We start from the raw sequence: 14,964 nt of genomic DNA on the forward strand, positions 1-14,964 counted from the left end.
CGGTTCTCAGCCATCCTTCGGCTTGATCGCGCCGAGCGCCGCCTGTGCGGCGGCGAGGCGGGCGATCGGCACGCGGAAGGGCGAGCAGGAGACGTAGTCGAGCCCGACGCTCTCGCAGAAGCCGATCGAGGCGGGGTCGCCGCCATGCTCGCCGCAGATGCCGAGCTTGATGCCGGAACGCGTCTTGCGGCCGCGTTCGGCGGCGAGCTTCACCAATTCGCCGACACCGTCCTGATCGATAGTGACGAAGGGGTCGGCATCGAGCAGGCCCTTGGCGGTGTAGGAGCCGAGGAAGGAGGAGGCGTCGTCGCGGCTGATGCCGAGCGTCGTCTGGGTCAGGTCGTTGGTGCCGAAGGAGAAGAACTCGGCACTCTCCGCGATCTCGGCGGCGCGCAAGGCGGCGCGCGGCAATTCGATCATGGTGCCGACCTGATAGTCGATCTTCGTGCCGCTCTCTTCGATCACGGCCTTGGCCATCGCATCGATGCGGCCCTTGACCAGATCGAGCTCCGGCTTGCCCATGACGAGCGGCACCATCACCTCGGGGATCACCGGCTTGCCGGTCTCCTTGGCGGCGATGACGGCGGCCTCGAAGATGGCGCGCGCCTGCATCTCGGCGATCTCGGGGAAGGCGACCGCCAGGCGGCAGCCGCGGAAGCCGAGCATCGGGTTGAACTCGTGCAGCTCGGCAGCGCGCTGGCGCAGCGCGTCCGACGTGACGCCGAGCGCGGCCGCGACCTCGCCGATCTCCTTGTCGCCCTGCGGCAGGAACTCGTGCAGCGGCGGATCGAGCAGGCGGATCGTCACCGGCAGGCCGCTCATGATGGTGAAGAGCTGGACGAAGTCCTGGCGCTGCACCGGCAGGAGCTTGGCGAGGGCGGCGCGACGGCCCTTGTCGTCCTGGGCGAGGATCATCTCGCGCACCGCCTGAATGCGGCCCTCGTCGAAGAACATGTGTTCGGTGCGGCAGAGCCCGATGCCCTCGGCGCCGAACTCGCGGGCGGTCCTGGCGTCCTCCGGGGTCTCGGCATTGGCGCGGACCTTGAGGCGCCGGACCTTGTCGGCCCAACCCATCAGCGTCGCGAACTCGCCGGAGAGCTCCGGCTTCTGCATCTTGATCTCGCCGAGCAGCACCTGGCCACTGCCGCCGTCGATGGTGACGAAATCGCCGGCCTTCAACGTGGTCGGCCCGACCGTGAGTGTGCCCTTGGCGTAGTCGATGCGGATCTGGCCGGCGCCGGAGACGCAGGGCTTGCCCATGCCGCGCGCTACGACCGCGGCATGCGAGGTCATGCCGCCTCGCGAGGTCAGGATACCCTCGGCAGCGTGCATGCCGTGGATGTCCTCGGGCGAGGTCTCGACGCGGACGAGGATGACCTTCTTGCCCGCCTTCTTCGCAGCCTCGGCATCATCGGAATTGAAGACGATCTCGCCGGCGGCGGCGCCGGGCGAGGCCGGCAGGCCAACGGTCAGCACGCGGCGCTCGGCCTTGGGATCGATGGTCGGATGCAGGAGCTGATCGAGCGCGCCGGGCTCGACGCGGCCGACCGCCTCCTCCTGCGTAATCAGGCCTTCGCTGGCGAGCTCGACCGCGATCCTGAGCGCCGCCTTGGCGGTGCGCTTGCCGGACCGGGTCTGCAGCATCCAGAGCTTGCCCTCCTGGATGGTGAACTCCATGTCCTGCATGTCGCGATAATGCTTCTCGAGGATGCCGTAGATGCGGCAAAGCTCGGCATAGGCCTCCGGCATCTCCCGTTCCATCGAGGGCTTGTCGGAGCCGGCCTCCTTCCTGGCGGCCTCTGTGATGTCCTGGGGGGTGCGGATGCCGGCGACGACGTCCTCGCCCTGGGCGTTGATCAGGAACTCGCCGTAGAGCGCGTTCTCGCCGGTCGAGGGATTGCGGGTGAAGGCGACGCCGGTCGCCGAGGTGTCGCCCATATTGCCGAACACCATCGACTGGACGTTGACCGCCGTGCCCCAGCTCGCGGGAATGCTGTTCAGCTCGCGATACTTGATGGCGCGGTTATTCATCCAGGAGGAGAACACGGCGCCGACAGCGCCCCAGAGCTGCTTTTCCGGCTCCTGCGGGAAGTCGGAGCCCAGCTCCTTCTTCACGATCTCCTTGTACTTGCCGACCAGCACCTTCCAGTCGGCGGCCTTGAGGTCGGTATCGAGATGGAGGCCCTTGCGCTCCTTGTAGTCCTCCAGCGCCTCCTCGAAGAGGCCGTGGTCCACGTCGAGCACGACATTGGAATACATGGTGATGAAGCGGCGATAGCTGTCCCAGGCGAAGCGTTCGTCGCCCGAGGCCTTGGCGACGGCCTCGACCGTCTCGTCGTTGAGGCCGAGATTGAGGACAGTGTCCATCATGCCCGGCATCGAGGCGCGCGCGCCGGAACGGACCGAGACGAGAAGCGGATTGGCGGGGTCGCCGAAGGTCTTACCCGTGAGCTTGGCCATGCCGGCGAGCGCGGCCTTGACCTGCCCGTCGAGCTCGGCCGGGAAGCTCCTGCCGTTGTCGTAATAGGCCGTGCAGACCTCGGTGGTGATGGTGAAGCCGGGCGGAACGGGCAGGCCCAGATTGCTCATCTCGGCGAGGTTCGCACCCTTGCCGCCGAGCAGGTTCTTCATTCCCGCCTCACCCTCGGCCTTGCCGTCGCCGAAGGTGTAAACCCACTTCCCGCCTGCCATCACATAGCCTCTTCTGTTCAACCGGACGAGGCAAACGCCGCGCCGGCGCGAAAATTTCGTGTGCGTGCCGCCAATGACTCATGGTCATCGACCGCTGGGATGAGGCGCTCATGCCCAAAACGACATGAACAATCAATGAGCGTGTGCAGCATCGACTGATGCAGCGCAATAGCACCCGATCGCAGCGGCTTCGAGCCATCTTCCCTTGTCCTTCCGGGGCGCGCCGCAGGCGCGAACCCGGAACCCACGACCGGGTGAGACAGTCGATGCTGCGTAATTCAAGACCCACCCAGTCGTGGGTTCCGGGTTCTTCGCTGCGCGAAGCCCCGGAATGACAAGGTTGGTTCCGACCCGGATCGATCCAGCGATGGCCCACACTAGCTAGGCGCCCTTCCCCCGTGCAGCCCGGGGCCAGCGCAGCGGCCAGTTGACGACGCGCTCTGCGACCTCCTCCTCGGGCACCTCGTCCTCATTGGCGAAGACTCGGCCGCGCACGGAGACGCCGGACGCGACCACCGTCTCGGGATCGCCCGAGACCAGCGGATGCCACCAGGGCAGGTCCTTGCCTTCGGCAATGAGGCGATAGCCGCAGGTCGGCGGCAGCCAGGGCAGCGTGCGCACCTCCTCCGGCGTCAACGTCACGCAGTCCGGCACCTTCTGCGAACGGTTCGGATAATCCCGGCAGCGGCAGGTGCCGGCCTCGAACAGGCGGCAGCCGACATCGGTGGCGAAGATGCGCCCGGTATCCTCGTCCTCGAGCTTGACGAGGCAGCAGCGGCCGCAGCCGTCGCAGAGCGATTCCCATTGCTCCGTCGACATCGCCTCCAGCGGCGTCGTCAGCCAGAACGGCTGCTGTTTCGGCGGGATCTGCGTCATGGCAGGCTTATGCGCCCGCCGGCGCGAAGATGGAAGGCCATTCCCGCTCGGCTTGCGTATCGAAACGGGACAACCGCCCCGGCGCATGTCCTGCTCGCCCCGATGGAATTTACCACCTCGCCTCTTATCCGGGCGCGGGGCACGCCTATGTCTCCATTACCGGGCGCTCTCCTGTTGCCAAGACAGCAAGCACGCGGCAGGACTTATCGTCGGGGCCATTCGGGAAGCCGGGAACGGCCATGGAGTTCAGGAAGGCGGGCTGGAGGACGCGGCTGAAGCGCTTCGCGCTGGCCGCCGATTCATGGCTGGACGCCGGCCTGTGGGGCGCCGGGCGCCGTGCCGGCGAAATCCATGAGCGCATCCGCAGCGTCGCCGACCGCCTGACCGTCACCGGCGGCAAGCGCCTCGCCGTCGAGTTCGCCAGCGAGGGCCTGAATATCGGCATCGTTGGCGCCATCTTCGTACTGGCTCTGGCCCTGCCGGCCTTTCGGATCGGCAATGACGAGGCCCTCAGGAACCAGGTCTTCGCCGTCACCTTCCTCGACCGCTACGGCGCGCCGATCGGCCATCGCGGTGCACGGCACGACGATTCGCTGAAGCTGGAGGAGATGCCGGACCATCTGCTCAAGGCCGTGCTCGCCACCGAGGACCGGCGCTTCTACGACCATTTCGGCATCGACCTGATCGGCACCTCGCGGGCGCTGCTGGTCAATACGCGCGCGTCCGGCGTCGTCCAGGGTGGCTCGTCCCTCACCCAGCAGCTCGCCAAGAACCTCTTCCTCAACAACGAGCGCTCGCTCGATCGCAAGATCAAGGAAGCCTTCCTGGCGCTGTGGCTGGAGACGCGGCTGACCAAGAACGAGATCCTCAAGCTCTATCTCGACCGCGCCTATATGGGCGGCGGCACTTTCGGCGCGGCGGCGGCGGCGGAGTACTATTTCGGCAAGTCCGTAAGGGACGTTTCGCTGGCCGAGGCCGCGATGCTCGCCGGCCTGTTCAAGGCGCCGACGAAATATGCTCCTCACGTCAACCTGCCGGCCGCCCGCGCGCGCGCCAACGACGTGCTCAACGCCATGGTCGATGCCGGCTTCATGACGGCCGGCCAGGTCGACAGCGCCAAGCGCAACCCGGCAACGCCGATCGACCGCAAGCGCGATTCCAGCCCCGACTACTATCTCGACTGGGCCTTCGAGGCGATGAAGGAGCTCGCTTCAGAAGGCAAGCTCGGCGCCGACCGCGTGCTGACGGTGAAGACGCCGCATGATTCCGCGATCCAGCAACGCGCCGACGAGGCAATCGAGACGATCCTGCGCCAGCATGGCCCGGCCTATCGGGTGAGGCAGGCGGCAACCGTCGTGATGGACCCGGACGGTGCCGTGCGCGCCATCGTCGGCGGCCGTGACTACGGCGCGAGCCAGTTCAACCGGGCGACCGCCGGCCAGCGCCAGCCGGGTTCCTCGTTCAAACCCTTCGTCTATGCCGCCGCGCTCTCGGCCGGGCTCTACAAGCCGAGCACGATCGTCACCGACCGGCCGGTCTGCATCGGCAACTGGTGCCCGAACAATTACGGACGCTCCTATGCCGGCTCGATGCCGCTAACGGTCGCGCTGGCGAAGTCGATCAATACCATCCCCGTCCAGATGTCGATCGCCATCGGCCGCGCCACCGGCGAGACGCATGAGGCACGCGCAGCCACCATCGGCCGCAAGAAGATCATCGAGACGGCCCATGCCATGGGCCTGACCACGCCACTCACCGACACCGTCTCGCTGCCGATCGGCGCGGGCGAGGTCACCGTCATCGACATGGCCGCCGGCTATTCCGCCCTCGCCAATGGCGGGCGCCGGGCCAAGCCCTATGCCGCGATCGAGATCGCCAATTCGCAGGGCGAGGTGATCTACCGTCACGACCGCGACGAGCCGGAACCGAAGCAGGTGCTGAGCCCGCAGGTGGCGCAGGACATGAACTTCATGCTCTCCAAGGTGCCGACCGAGGGCACGGGCCGGCGCGCCGCACTCGACGGCGTCGTCACCGCCGGCAAGACCGGCACCACCAACGGCTACAAGGACGCCTGGTATGTCGGCTATTCCGGCAATCTCGTCGGCGCGGTCTGGTTCGGCAACGACAATTCGGCCGAGACCGCGAACATGACCGGCGGCTCGCTGCCCGCGATGACCTGGAAAGAGATCATGCAGTTCGCCCATCAGGGGCTGGAGCTGAAGCCGATTCCGGGCGTGCCGGCGGCCGATCCCAAGGGAGCAGCGGTCGCCAAGGCCGGCACCACCACGACGCCTGCCGGCCCAGCATCCGGCCCCGGCGCCGGCCATATGCCGCGCCAGTCCTTCGAGGTGCTCTCGGCGGTCGGGTCGATGTTCAAATCCGTGGAGCCGCGGCGCGTCGCGAGCCGCCCCGTGCAGGTCGGCATCCGCGAGATCGCGGGCAACGAACCGCGGGTGCGTTGAAGCGCAGGCGGTTGACGATAGCGGGTGCGGACGGTCAACTCTCCCTTGTCATGGAGGCGTGGGTCATCCTGGACGGAGCGTAGCGGAGATCCGGGATCCATGCCCGAACCTTGACCGGAAGCGCTCCGGAATGGATTCCGGGTCAAGCCCGGGATGACGGTGTGTTTCTGTAGACAATCAGCGGCCCCCAGGCGGAAGGACAGCGTGCGGATTCTCGACCTCGCCTATATCCTCGCGCTCGGTGCCGGACTTGGCCTCGGCTCCGCCCATTGGGCGGTGGCCGGACGTTCCGCGATCGGCCGGGTCGAGGTCGGCGCCTGGACGGCTTGGCCACGCAGCGGCAGCCGCGAGGTCGACCCCTATATGCGCGCCTATCTCGCCCGCGGCGTCCATCTGCCGTTCGGCTCCGGCGAGGGGCTTGAGCTGATCGCCGAGCGGGACGGTGCAGGGCAAGCACTGGACGGGCGCTGCCGCTACAGGCTCTCCGGCGCGACGCCGACGGCGCGCGGCTGGACCATCGGCATCAGCGATGGTGACGGCCTGCCTTTCCGCCTGCCGCTGGAGCGCACGAGCTTTACCGATTCGGAGATCGTCCGCCCCGAGGATGGCGGCCTGGCCATTCTCGCCTCGTCCACGCCGGAGGCCGGCAACTGGCTGCCGCTGCCGGCGAGCGGGCGCTTCCAGATCCGCCTGCGGCTCTACGATACGCCGATCTCCAGCCAAACCGGCGAGACGCGGGCCGGCAACCTGCCGCGCATCACCCGCGTCGACTGCCGATGAGCGCCGTCAGCCACGATCCACCGGAACGACGCGGCGCGCTCTTCGCCGGCTGGCGGCAGCGCCTGCGCGCGGGGTTCACGCGCTTCGTCATGGCGACGCTGGCCGGGCTCATCCTCGCGGCGATCGTGCATATCGTCACCGTGCTGGCGATCCCGGCGCTCTCGCAGCGCGACGCCGCCCATGCCTATCGCGAGCTCGGCACCGAAGGTCATGCCGAAATCGCCCCCTCCCCCGGCAATGCCCGCGGCCTGCCTGCCCTGCGAGAAGCCGATCCCAATGTCGTCACCGCCATCTGCAGCTACGATCTCTCGACTGGGCCGATGCGGATTGTCGCCCGCACCGGCACGTTGCTGCTCGGCCTGACGCTGCATCGCCAGGGCGGCGGCGTGCTCTATGCCATCACCGACCGGGCTGCGATCCGCGGCACGCTCGAGTTCCTGGTGATGACCGAAGCGCAGCGCGACGAGCGCATCGCCGCCGACGAAGAGGGCGAAACCAGCCGCGAGCTGCGCATCGTCTCCGATACCGAACAGGGCCTGATCGTCGCCCGCGTGCTGCTGCGCCTGCCCTCGGACAGGGCCGATGCGGAGGCGCTCGCGACGGGCGTCGCCTGCGGGCTGGCGAATTGAAGCGGTTTTCGATTTTCAGGCGCGTGTCATCCCGGGCGTAGCGCAGCGGAGATCCGGGATCCATGCCTGAACCTCGATCGCCGGCGCTCCGGAATGGATCCCGGGTCAAGCCCGGGATGACGGCGCGTTTCCGCGAGTCATCACGCAGCTCTTACCCCTTGTAGACGACCGGGCGCTTGCCTTCGCCGAAGGCGCCGTTGAGCTGCATCTGGCAGAGCGGCTTGGCTTCCATCTCCAGCGCCATGATCGCACGCTCGGCCTTCACGGCTTCGCGCGACGGCATCTCGACGACGAGATTGGCCAGCGCGTAGCGGTAGCTTCGGATGCGGAAATCGACGCGTTCGCAGACCCAGAAGACCAGCCCCTCGTTCTCGACGACGCGCGCATAAGCAGGAGCCTGCTTGTCGACGGGCACATCGGGGGAACCCTCGGCGGCCCGTATCCGGACCCGGTCCATGTTCACGACGCGCCCCGCGTTGGCGCGGAACGGACCGATCAGCAGGCGGTCGGCATTGGCATCCTCGGCCAGCCGGTTGTAGCGCGAGGCCTGCGAGGCGAAGGATATCGAGGTCAACCCGCGGAAGTAGTCGGAAAAATCGGTCGACTGGGCCGCGACAGGCATGATGCGGGCATGGGCGAGATTGGAAACTTCACCCTGGAAGACGCTGTTGGGACTGGACGGCATAACGAAGCGCCAGGCGCGGTCGCGCATCTGCTCCTCGTCGTCGGTCAGGCGGAAATAGGATGCCTGTTCGCCGCGCGCGGTCGCGGACCAGAAGCCGGTTTCGGGCGCGATCAATTGCGACCACACCGTCGGCCGCGGCCGGCCGAGATCGCCGGTCGTGGCGGTGCAGGCCGAAACGGCCACGGCCGCCAGCATGGCGAGCAGCAGCTTGGACGGCCCTTGTGTCACGCAGGCTGCCTGCGGGCGCTTTTCCGCGCAGCGACCTTGCGCGGCCGTGTGCCGGTGGAGGCCTTCGCGGCCGGCGGCCGGGCCTCGGGCGCGCGCTCGTAGCGGACGCCCGTGAAGAACAAGATGTCTGCCGTCTGCGGCGGGAGGGAGCATGCCGAAGCCGGCTGCGGGCGCCGCTGCGGCGCAAAGGGGATGACGACGGCCATGATGCGCCTCCTTATCCAGCGCCAGAGTTGCAACGCGAGAATCGGCGAGGTGCGGGCAGCACCAGGTCGCAGGCCCCGCAAGCCCATCAGGCCCGGACATGGTTAACGCAGCCTTAACGGTCGGGGATTAATGCTGCTCCACCATCGGTTTTCCAGCCCGAGCCTGCCATGCCCGCATCCGTTTCCAAGGAACTCGCCGATCTCGCGCGCCTGGCGCGTGAGGGCGGGCTCGACCTCAGCCCGATCTCGTTGCGGGTCAAAGCCGATCTCCTGCTCTCGACGCCGCGCCCCTCTTCCGGCGATCTGGCTGCCTTCAGCGAGATGGCCGAGGCGCTGCTGCCCGGCATCGACGAGGCGACCGCCCTCATCCTGGCGCGCAAGCTCGCCGGCTGGGCCCATACGCCCGCGCCGGTTCTCGCCGGACTCGCCGCCAAGGGCGGGCTCGTGCTGGCCGCGCTTTTGCGCCATGGGATGCCCGTTCCGGAAGCGGAGATCGAGCGTCTCGTCGAGACCGGAGACGAGGCGATGCGCGCGGCGCTGGCCGTTCGGTCCGACCTCACCGCCCAGGCCGTCACCATGCTCGTCGCGAACGAACGGCGCGAGCTCGACCTCGCCCTGATCGCCAATCACAACGCCCCGATGCCGCGCGCCGCCGTAGACCTGCTGATCGCGCGGGCGCGAATCGAGCCCGCCTATCGGCCCGGCCTGCTCGCTCGTCCCGACCTGTCCAACATGGAACTCGCGCCGCTTTTCCTGCATGCCGGTGCGGAACGACGCCTTGCGATCCTCGAATCGCTGATGGCGCGCGAAGCACTGCACCCCAGCGACAGGCGCCCGGCCCTGTCCGGTCCGGCTTTTGCCGGCTGGCTCGACCTTGCCGCCGAGGATCGTGACGCCGCCTTCTCCGCCATCGCCGACCATCTCGGCGGCGGCAAAGCTCTTGCGGCTGCGATGGCCGGCGACGCGTCGCGGGATCTTGCGGCGCTCGCGCTGACCGCGAGCGGCACCACGATCGAGGAAGCGACGCGCTTCCTGATCCGGCTCGGCGACGATGCCGCCCATTCGGTCGAGCGCATCTTCGCACTGGTCACGCTGATGCGCTCGGTAAGGCCCGCCATCGCCTTCCGCCTGGCGATGCATATCGCCGGCACGGGGGTAGCCACGCCGCAGCGGCGGGGCCAGCACCTGCCGGCGATGGATCCGAGCGGCACGCCATCGCGCGCCGGCCATGTCCGGCCGGAAGCGCAACCGGCGATGTCGGACGTCCTCGGAAAGATCGGGGCGAAGCGCGAGCGCGGCTGAGCAGGCGCGCTCAGGCAGGCCGTATCAGGCCTCGACGAGCGCGAGTCTCGGGTCGCCGGCGCGGTTCTCGATCTCGACCAGCCAGAGATCGCCATCGAAGCGCAATTCACGCTCGACACGGTCCTCGATCGCCAGCGGATCGGCATCGAGCAGGAGCTGGAAGCGACGCTCGCCATCGTCCTCGGCCAGCGCCTGCGGTGCCGGGCCGTAGAGCGCGGCAGTGCCGTCGAGCCGGTCGAGCTTGACGAAGATGGCGCCCGCCTCGCGCGCGCCGCGGCGGCGCAGCACGGCAACGAGGCCGTCGAAAGCTGCCTGCCGCAGATAAGCCGAAACCCAGAAGTCGCTGGTCAGGCGCGCCATCTCCGGCGCCGCCGATCAGGTACGCGGTGTTGCGGCGGAACGGTTGGCGGACCTGACATCCGCCGGCGGGCGCAGGTCACCATTGATCAGATCCGCGATCGGATCACGCGCGGGAGCGGCGGCAGCGCGGGGCGCAGGAGCCGGGGCGGCGGCGCGCGGCGCAGCCGGGACGGCAGCCGGCGGACGGGGCTGCGCCTCACGGGCGGCCTGCGTCTGCGAAAGATCGGTCGGGCGCGCCGGCGGCCGGATCGGCTGTGCCGCCGGTGCCTCGACGACCGGAGCAGGCGCAGGCTCGGCGCGGCGCTCGGCGGCGGCCCGCGACTGCGAGACCGGCGCGGGAGCGGAGAGCATCGGAGCCGGATGGCGCGCCTTCTGGAACATCAGCGCATTGGCGACGATGGCGACGGAGACGATGCCGAAAGCCAGCAGGACCAGCGCCCTGCCCGGCCGCTGCCCGGCAATGCGGGCGACCCGGCCGAGCCAGGATGTCTTGCGGCGCGCCGGCTGGGCGCGGCGCACCGGAGCGGACAGGGAGGCGCCGGAATGGGCGCGGGCGGCCATGGTCACGGACATTGCGTCAGCTCGTCTTCAGGCGGTCAGGCGGAGAGGTTCTTTGGTGTCGAGACCCCGGCGGGGAGCTCGGGCGAAAGTCACGATCTTGGCAGGCTGTTCGACGCCCTGCATGCCGCCAACCGGCAAGCGGACGGAGACACGCGTGCCGATGCCCGGCGCGCTCTCGACCGTCAGGCGGCCGCCATGCAGGCCAACGAGGCCGCGCACCACGGACAGGCCGAGGCCGGTGCCTTCATGGGCCCGGTCATAGGCGCCCTTGGCCTGGAAGAAGGGATCGCCCAGCCGGGGCAGGTCGGCGGCGGCGATGCCGATGCCGGTATCGGAGACGGAGAGGTCGATCGTGTCGCCGTCGCGCACGACGGCGAGCGTCACGCGCCCTCCGGCCGGGGTGAACTTGATGGCGTTCGAGAGCAGGTTGAGCACGACCTGCTTCAACGCACGCCGATCGCCTTCCACCGCCGGGAGGCCCGGGCCGACCACGCGCTCCAGCGCGATGCCGCCGGTTTCGGCCCGCAGCGCCATCAGCGTGCAGCAGTCTTGCGCCATCGCGGCAAGGTCGAGCGGCTCGCGCTCGATGGTCATGGCGCCGCTCTCGATCTTCGAGATGTCGAGCAATGTGTTGACGACATCGAGCAGGTGATGGCCGGAAGCGTGGATGATGCGCGCGTATTCCAGGCGCTTCTGCGCATCGAGCCAGCCATTGTCCTCGGCGCTCAGCATCTCGGAAAAGCCGATGATCGCATTGAGCGGCGTGCGCAATTCATGGCTCACCGTCGCCAGGAACTGGCCCTTGACGTCGTTCGCGCGCAGCGCCTCGGCATGGCCGCGCTCGCGAGCTTCCTCGGTGGCGCGACGCGCCGTCACGTCGCGCATCACGCAGACGACGGCGGCACCGTCCGCGGCAGCGGCACCCGCGACACGGCAGGCCTGCATCTCCAGCCAGAGCGAAACCGGTAGGCGGCTCTCGCCGGCGCCCTCGCACGGCACGAAGAGCGTCCGGAAACAGGCGGTCACCCCCTCCTCGCCATGAGCGGCATCGCTCAGGGCTTTCAGGAAAAGCGGCCGGTCGGCGATGTGGACGCGCTCGAACAAGCCGCGCCCGAGCAGTTCGCGCGGGTCGGCGCCGGCCAGCGTGCGCGCCGCGGCATTGGCGAAGACGACCGCACCGCCGGCATCGTGCCAGGTGACGAGATCGCCGACATGATCGAGCAGAAGCTGCGAGCGCGCATCCGAGACGCGCTGCACGCGCTCCTCGGCATGGCGCCGGCGCAGCAGGACAGCCGTCACCACCAGAGCCTGGACGAGCGCGGATATCGCCAGAAGCGGCATCGCTTCACCTGTCCATGGCGAGGCTTCGGCGAACAGACCGAGCGACTGCAATCCGATGGCGGCGAACAGCGCGCCCACTGCGATCCAGCCGGCCCGCAGCATGAAGCCGCGCGAACCGAAAAGCGCCGCCTCGACCGGCACGACCGCCAGCCAGAGCAGCAGGGGCGAGGACATGCCACCGGTCGCGCCGGCCAGCGCCACGATGAAGAGAGAGAGCGCAGCGGAGGACAGCGCATGCGCCGCATCGAGACGGCCAGTGCGGGCAACCAGCGCGACGGAGAAAACCGCAAGCGCGGCGGCGACGATCATGGCGGCCTCGAAGGCGCCGGGTGCGCCGCGCCAGGCCAGATAGGCCGGAGCGAGGCCGAGCATGCCTGCGCCGACGAGCAGGCGCGACAGAACGAAACGTTCGTGACGCTGCCTTTCCGCCGGGTTCGACTGCACCGATGCATGCACCAGTGCCGCCGCCTGTGTCCTCAGTGCCGTGATCGCCATACGGAACGCAACGCCTTACTCTCGCGGATACCCCCATCCGCTTGGCGCATCTCGCCATGGTCGGTTTAAGCGGGGCTTAAGGCGAAGGCGGACGAAAGCGCCCGCCAGATCGACCTGTTAGATTTTTCTAATATTTTTCATATAGTTATCTCAAATGCGATCGATTTTCCGACGGCCGGCGATGTTCGCGGCAAGGTGAATGGAAACTGAAGATCACCTGCGGTATTCGACTCGCATTTGAGCGTTTGGAATGACGCGATTTTTCGAGATCCCGGGCTAGGTTGTCGTCGCGGCGCACAGGAAGGCGCCAGCGACGGAGACAGAGATGGCCCACCTGCTGCGCAAGATCGCGATCATCGGCCTGATCGCCGTGAATTCGCCGGTGCACAGTGGCAAACCGGCCGACGACGCCCCGCCTCAGGCCGTACGGCAGGCCGCAGAGACCATCCGGACCGAGGCGCGCAGCGTGGCTGGCAGCCTGACGGCCGCGCGCGAGGCCGCCGAAATCCTGGCAGGGATGGACCCGGTCCTGCGCGAGCGCATCCTGAACGCCGCGGCGACGGCCGTGATCGGTAAGCCGACGCCTCAGCGCTGAATGCTTGACGCTCCCCCGCAATCGCGGGAAGAGGCCGGACATGACCACAAGCCTCGACGACATCGTCGCGAATTTCGAACTGCTCGACGAGTGGGACGATCGCTATCGCTATCTCATCGAACTCGGCAAGAGCCTGGAGCCCCTGCCCGATGACGCGCATATCGACGCCAACAAGGTGCGCGGCTGCGCCAGCCAGGTCTGGCTCGTATCCCATCGCGCAGGCGGTAGCGGCCCGCAGACCCGGCTTCGCTTCGTCGGCGACAGCGACGCCCATATCGTGCGCGGGCTGGTGGCGCTGGCGCTGGCGATCTTCTCCGGGCGGGAGGCTTCCGACATCCTCGCGACCGATGCCTTCGCCATCTATGAGCGCCTCGGCCTTGCCGCCCATCTCACGCCGCAGCGCTCGAACGGCGTGCGGGCCATGATCGACCGGATCAAGCGCGACGCTCAGGCTGCAGTCGCCGCCTGAGCGCTTTCAGCCGGATGCCGGGAATTCGTGCGGCCGGGCATCGGCCGCCTGCCAGCTCCGCATTCCCTGCTGCCGGGCACGGCGGTCAAGGCCGTAATGCGTCACCAGTGCCGCCAGCGCGACCCGCAGCACGACCTTGGCCGAGCGCGGCGGCCAGCGACGCTCCTTCTCGACGAGATCGAGCCCCTTGAGAAAGCCGCAGATATCGATCGCGAGACCTGACAGCTCAGGCCCCAGCCTGTCGCAAGCCAGCCTGACACGCTGACGCGCCGCGAGCGCGGTGTCGGAGGAGCCTGCGACATCGCGCGGCCCGGTTACGGCCGGCTCCGGCGAGAGCGCCGCGTCCCAGTTCATCGTCACGCGCGGCAACATGCCGGCCAGGGTGATATCGGCCCGGAAGCGCTCGCCCGCCGCGAATTCCTCGCTGCTGATCTGCGGCCTGCCGTCTTTTCCGGGGCGGCGATACAGCCAGAGCAGCGGGCTTTCGCGGTCGTCCACGACGGGAGCAGACCGCACTGCAGCCCCGGATCGCGCCTTCTCTACAGCCGAAGCGCCCGAAACGGATGGAGCGAGCCCGAGCCGTGCCGGCTTTTCGTCCCGCGCCCAGGACACGCGCCCCTCGGCCTCGAGGGCCTGCACCGTTTCCGCAGCAACATAGCCGGCGCCCAGGCTCGTGCCGTTCACCGTCCGGAACAGCGCGATGCGGCCGCAGCCCAAGGGCGAAACCAGGCCGTAGCATCCAGGCCCGGCAAGGTGCTTCAGAAGGCGAGCGCCCTCATTGCCTGCGATCCCGGCGGTCATCGGCAGGCCTCCGCAGGCGGTTCGACCAGCCTCGCCATCGCCGCCAGAAGCGCGGCCTCCAGAGCGGCCAGACCGAATTCGAGGGCTGGATCGTCGCGGCGATCCTCGATCAGCGCGCAGGCGTGGCGCACGGTCGTGCGGTCCCGGCCGAAACAGATGCCGACGCGGGTGAGACTGAGCCCGAAGGCGACATGAGCCAGATACATCGCCGTCTGCCGGGCCAGCGCGATCGGTTTCCGGCCCCGGCTCGCAGCCCGCAGACCGACCAGGGGAATGCGGATCGCGGCGACGGTCGCCACTTCCGCCAGTCGCGCCCCGGCGGTCGCTCGCAGGATCGGTTGCGATTGGTCACGCGATATGTTCATGTTATGTTCCTATCCAGCGCCACCCGCCTTTCCGGGAAGCCTCGCGCTAATAGGATTATATTCTTATAACTCGACTGACAAGCCCGGACCCGGTTTTATCCCCGCCGCTGCCGTGCGC

15 protein-coding genes are annotated in these 14,964 nt (G+C 68.4%); 6 read left to right on the forward strand and 9 right to left on the reverse strand.

Translation table 11 applies throughout. From position 1 onward, the window contains the following. Positions 1–6: 6 nt before the first annotated feature. Both ppdK and AC6RIC_RS20155 read right to left on the reverse strand, forming a co-directional pair. Entirely contained in the window at positions 7–2,691 is a 2,685-nt protein-coding gene (ppdK, locus tag AC6RIC_RS20150) for a pyruvate, phosphate dikinase (RefSeq protein ID WP_499733662.1), read from the reverse strand. Positions 2,692–3,072: 381 nt separating this feature from the next. Continuing rightward, complete coding sequence (locus AC6RIC_RS20155) at positions 3,073–3,567, reverse strand: YcgN family cysteine cluster protein (RefSeq protein WP_499733663.1); 495 nt, start codon at positions 3,565–3,567, stop codon at positions 3,073–3,075. Positions 3,568–3,806: 239 nt separating this feature from the next. On the opposite strand from AC6RIC_RS20155, the gene AC6RIC_RS20160 reads away from it, so the two are divergent. The 3 genes from AC6RIC_RS20160 (at position 3,807) to AC6RIC_RS20170 (ending at position 7,438) form a co-directional block, all read left to right on the forward strand. Further along, positions 3,807–6,029: a transglycosylase domain-containing protein gene (locus AC6RIC_RS20160; RefSeq protein WP_499733664.1), complete on the forward strand. Its 2,223-nt coding sequence runs from the start codon at positions 3,807–3,809 to the stop codon at positions 6,027–6,029. A 204-nt stretch (positions 6,030–6,233) separates the two neighbouring features. Further along, positions 6,234–6,809: a DUF1214 domain-containing protein gene (locus AC6RIC_RS20165; RefSeq protein WP_499733665.1), complete on the forward strand. Its 576-nt coding sequence runs from the start codon at positions 6,234–6,236 to the stop codon at positions 6,807–6,809. Further along, entirely contained in the window at positions 6,806–7,438 is a 633-nt protein-coding gene (locus AC6RIC_RS20170; RefSeq protein WP_499733666.1) for a DUF1254 domain-containing protein, read from the forward strand. Before AC6RIC_RS20165 ends, AC6RIC_RS20170 begins: the two co-directional genes overlap by 4 nt. A 151-nt stretch (positions 7,439–7,589) precedes the next feature. On the opposite strand, the gene AC6RIC_RS20175 is transcribed toward AC6RIC_RS20170, so the two are convergent. Together AC6RIC_RS20175 and AC6RIC_RS20180 are read right to left on the reverse strand one after the other, a co-directional pair. Next, complete coding sequence (locus AC6RIC_RS20175) at positions 7,590–8,351, reverse strand: hypothetical protein (protein ID WP_499733667.1); 762 nt, start codon at positions 8,349–8,351, stop codon at positions 7,590–7,592. Next, the gene (locus AC6RIC_RS20180) at positions 8,348–8,557 is read right to left on the reverse strand and encodes a hypothetical protein (protein WP_454657814.1); all 210 of its coding nucleotides are present in this window, start codon (positions 8,555–8,557) and stop codon (positions 8,348–8,350) included. Before AC6RIC_RS20180 ends, AC6RIC_RS20175 begins: the two co-directional genes overlap by 4 nt. A gap of 168 nt (positions 8,558–8,725) precedes the next feature. Here AC6RIC_RS20180 and AC6RIC_RS20185 point away from each other — a divergent pair, with 168 nt between their 5' ends. After that, positions 8,726–9,859 (forward strand): DUF2336 domain-containing protein, encoded by a 1,134-nt coding sequence (locus AC6RIC_RS20185; RefSeq protein WP_499733668.1) that lies wholly within the window; start codon positions 8,726–8,728, stop codon positions 9,857–9,859. A gap of 24 nt (positions 9,860–9,883) precedes the next feature. Here AC6RIC_RS20185 and AC6RIC_RS20190 read toward each other — a convergent pair whose 3' ends face one another. From AC6RIC_RS20190 to AC6RIC_RS20200, 3 genes are read right to left on the reverse strand one after another with little or no spacing between them, the layout of a single operon-like run. After that, the gene (locus tag AC6RIC_RS20190; RefSeq protein ID WP_454657816.1) at positions 9,884–10,219 is read right to left on the reverse strand and encodes a DUF1491 family protein; all 336 of its coding nucleotides are present in this window, start codon (positions 10,217–10,219) and stop codon (positions 9,884–9,886) included. 15 nt (positions 10,220–10,234) lie between these two features. Beyond that, positions 10,235–10,792: a hypothetical protein gene (locus AC6RIC_RS20195; RefSeq protein WP_499733669.1), complete on the reverse strand. Its 558-nt coding sequence runs from the start codon at positions 10,790–10,792 to the stop codon at positions 10,235–10,237. 15 nt (positions 10,793–10,807) lie between these two features. Beyond that, positions 10,808–12,616, reverse strand: a complete 1,809-nt coding sequence (locus AC6RIC_RS20200) for a PAS domain-containing sensor histidine kinase (RefSeq protein ID WP_499733670.1) — start codon at positions 12,614–12,616, stop codon at positions 10,808–10,810. 325 nt (positions 12,617–12,941) lie between these two features. Here AC6RIC_RS20200 and AC6RIC_RS20205 point away from each other — a divergent pair, with 325 nt between their 5' ends. Both AC6RIC_RS20205 and AC6RIC_RS20210 read left to right on the forward strand, forming a co-directional pair. Next, a complete protein-coding gene (locus AC6RIC_RS20205) occupies positions 12,942–13,211 on the forward strand; it encodes a hypothetical protein (protein WP_499733671.1) in 270 nt (89 codons plus the stop codon). Between the two features lie 40 nt (positions 13,212–13,251). Then, complete coding sequence (locus tag AC6RIC_RS20210; RefSeq protein WP_499733672.1) at positions 13,252–13,680, forward strand: SufE family protein; 429 nt, start codon at positions 13,252–13,254, stop codon at positions 13,678–13,680. A 6-nt stretch (positions 13,681–13,686) separates the two neighbouring features. On the opposite strand, the gene AC6RIC_RS20215 is transcribed toward AC6RIC_RS20210, so the two are convergent. Together AC6RIC_RS20215 and AC6RIC_RS20220 are read right to left on the reverse strand one after the other, a co-directional pair. Beyond that, positions 13,687–14,481 carry a DUF6456 domain-containing protein gene (locus AC6RIC_RS20215; RefSeq protein ID WP_499733673.1) on the reverse strand — a complete coding sequence of 265 codons (795 nt, stop codon included), beginning with the start codon at positions 14,479–14,481 and terminating at the stop codon, positions 13,687–13,689. Then, complete coding sequence (locus tag AC6RIC_RS20220; RefSeq protein WP_499733674.1) at positions 14,478–14,846, reverse strand: helix-turn-helix domain-containing protein; 369 nt, start codon at positions 14,844–14,846, stop codon at positions 14,478–14,480. The genes AC6RIC_RS20215 and AC6RIC_RS20220 overlap by 4 nt, the downstream gene beginning before the upstream one ends. Positions 14,847–14,964 lie beyond the last annotated feature (118 nt).

The sequence above is a fragment of the Allobosea sp. TBD101 genome (assembly GCF_059817965.1).

Coding starts and splice junctions, on each gene's coding strand:
- ppdK (WP_499733662.1), bottom strand. CDS start 2,691: ATGGCAGGCGGGAAGTGGGTTTACACCTTCGGCGACGGCAAGGCCGAG.
- AC6RIC_RS20155 (WP_499733663.1), bottom strand. CDS start 3,567: ATGACGCAGATCCCGCCGAAACAGCAGCCGTTCTGGCTGACGACGCCG.
- AC6RIC_RS20160 (WP_499733664.1), top strand. CDS start 3,807: ATGGAGTTCAGGAAGGCGGGCTGGAGGACGCGGCTGAAGCGCTTCGCG.
- AC6RIC_RS20170 (WP_499733666.1), top strand. CDS start 6,806: ATGAGCGCCGTCAGCCACGATCCACCGGAACGACGCGGCGCGCTCTTC.
- AC6RIC_RS20180 (WP_454657814.1), bottom strand. CDS start 8,557: ATGGCCGTCGTCATCCCCTTTGCGCCGCAGCGGCGCCCGCAGCCGGCT.
- AC6RIC_RS20185 (WP_499733668.1), top strand. CDS start 8,726: ATGCCCGCATCCGTTTCCAAGGAACTCGCCGATCTCGCGCGCCTGGCG.
- AC6RIC_RS20190 (WP_454657816.1), bottom strand. CDS start 10,219: ATGGCGCGCCTGACCAGCGACTTCTGGGTTTCGGCTTATCTGCGGCAG.
- AC6RIC_RS20195 (WP_499733669.1), bottom strand. CDS start 10,792: ATGTCCGTGACCATGGCCGCCCGCGCCCATTCCGGCGCCTCCCTGTCC.
- AC6RIC_RS20200 (WP_499733670.1), bottom strand. CDS start 12,616: ATGGCGATCACGGCACTGAGGACACAGGCGGCGGCACTGGTGCATGCA.
- AC6RIC_RS20205 (WP_499733671.1), top strand. CDS start 12,942: ATGGCCCACCTGCTGCGCAAGATCGCGATCATCGGCCTGATCGCCGTG.
- AC6RIC_RS20210 (WP_499733672.1), top strand. CDS start 13,252: ATGACCACAAGCCTCGACGACATCGTCGCGAATTTCGAACTGCTCGAC.
- AC6RIC_RS20215 (WP_499733673.1), bottom strand. CDS start 14,481: ATGACCGCCGGGATCGCAGGCAATGAGGGCGCTCGCCTTCTGAAGCAC.
- AC6RIC_RS20220 (WP_499733674.1), bottom strand. CDS start 14,846: ATGAACATATCGCGTGACCAATCGCAACCGATCCTGCGAGCGACCGCC.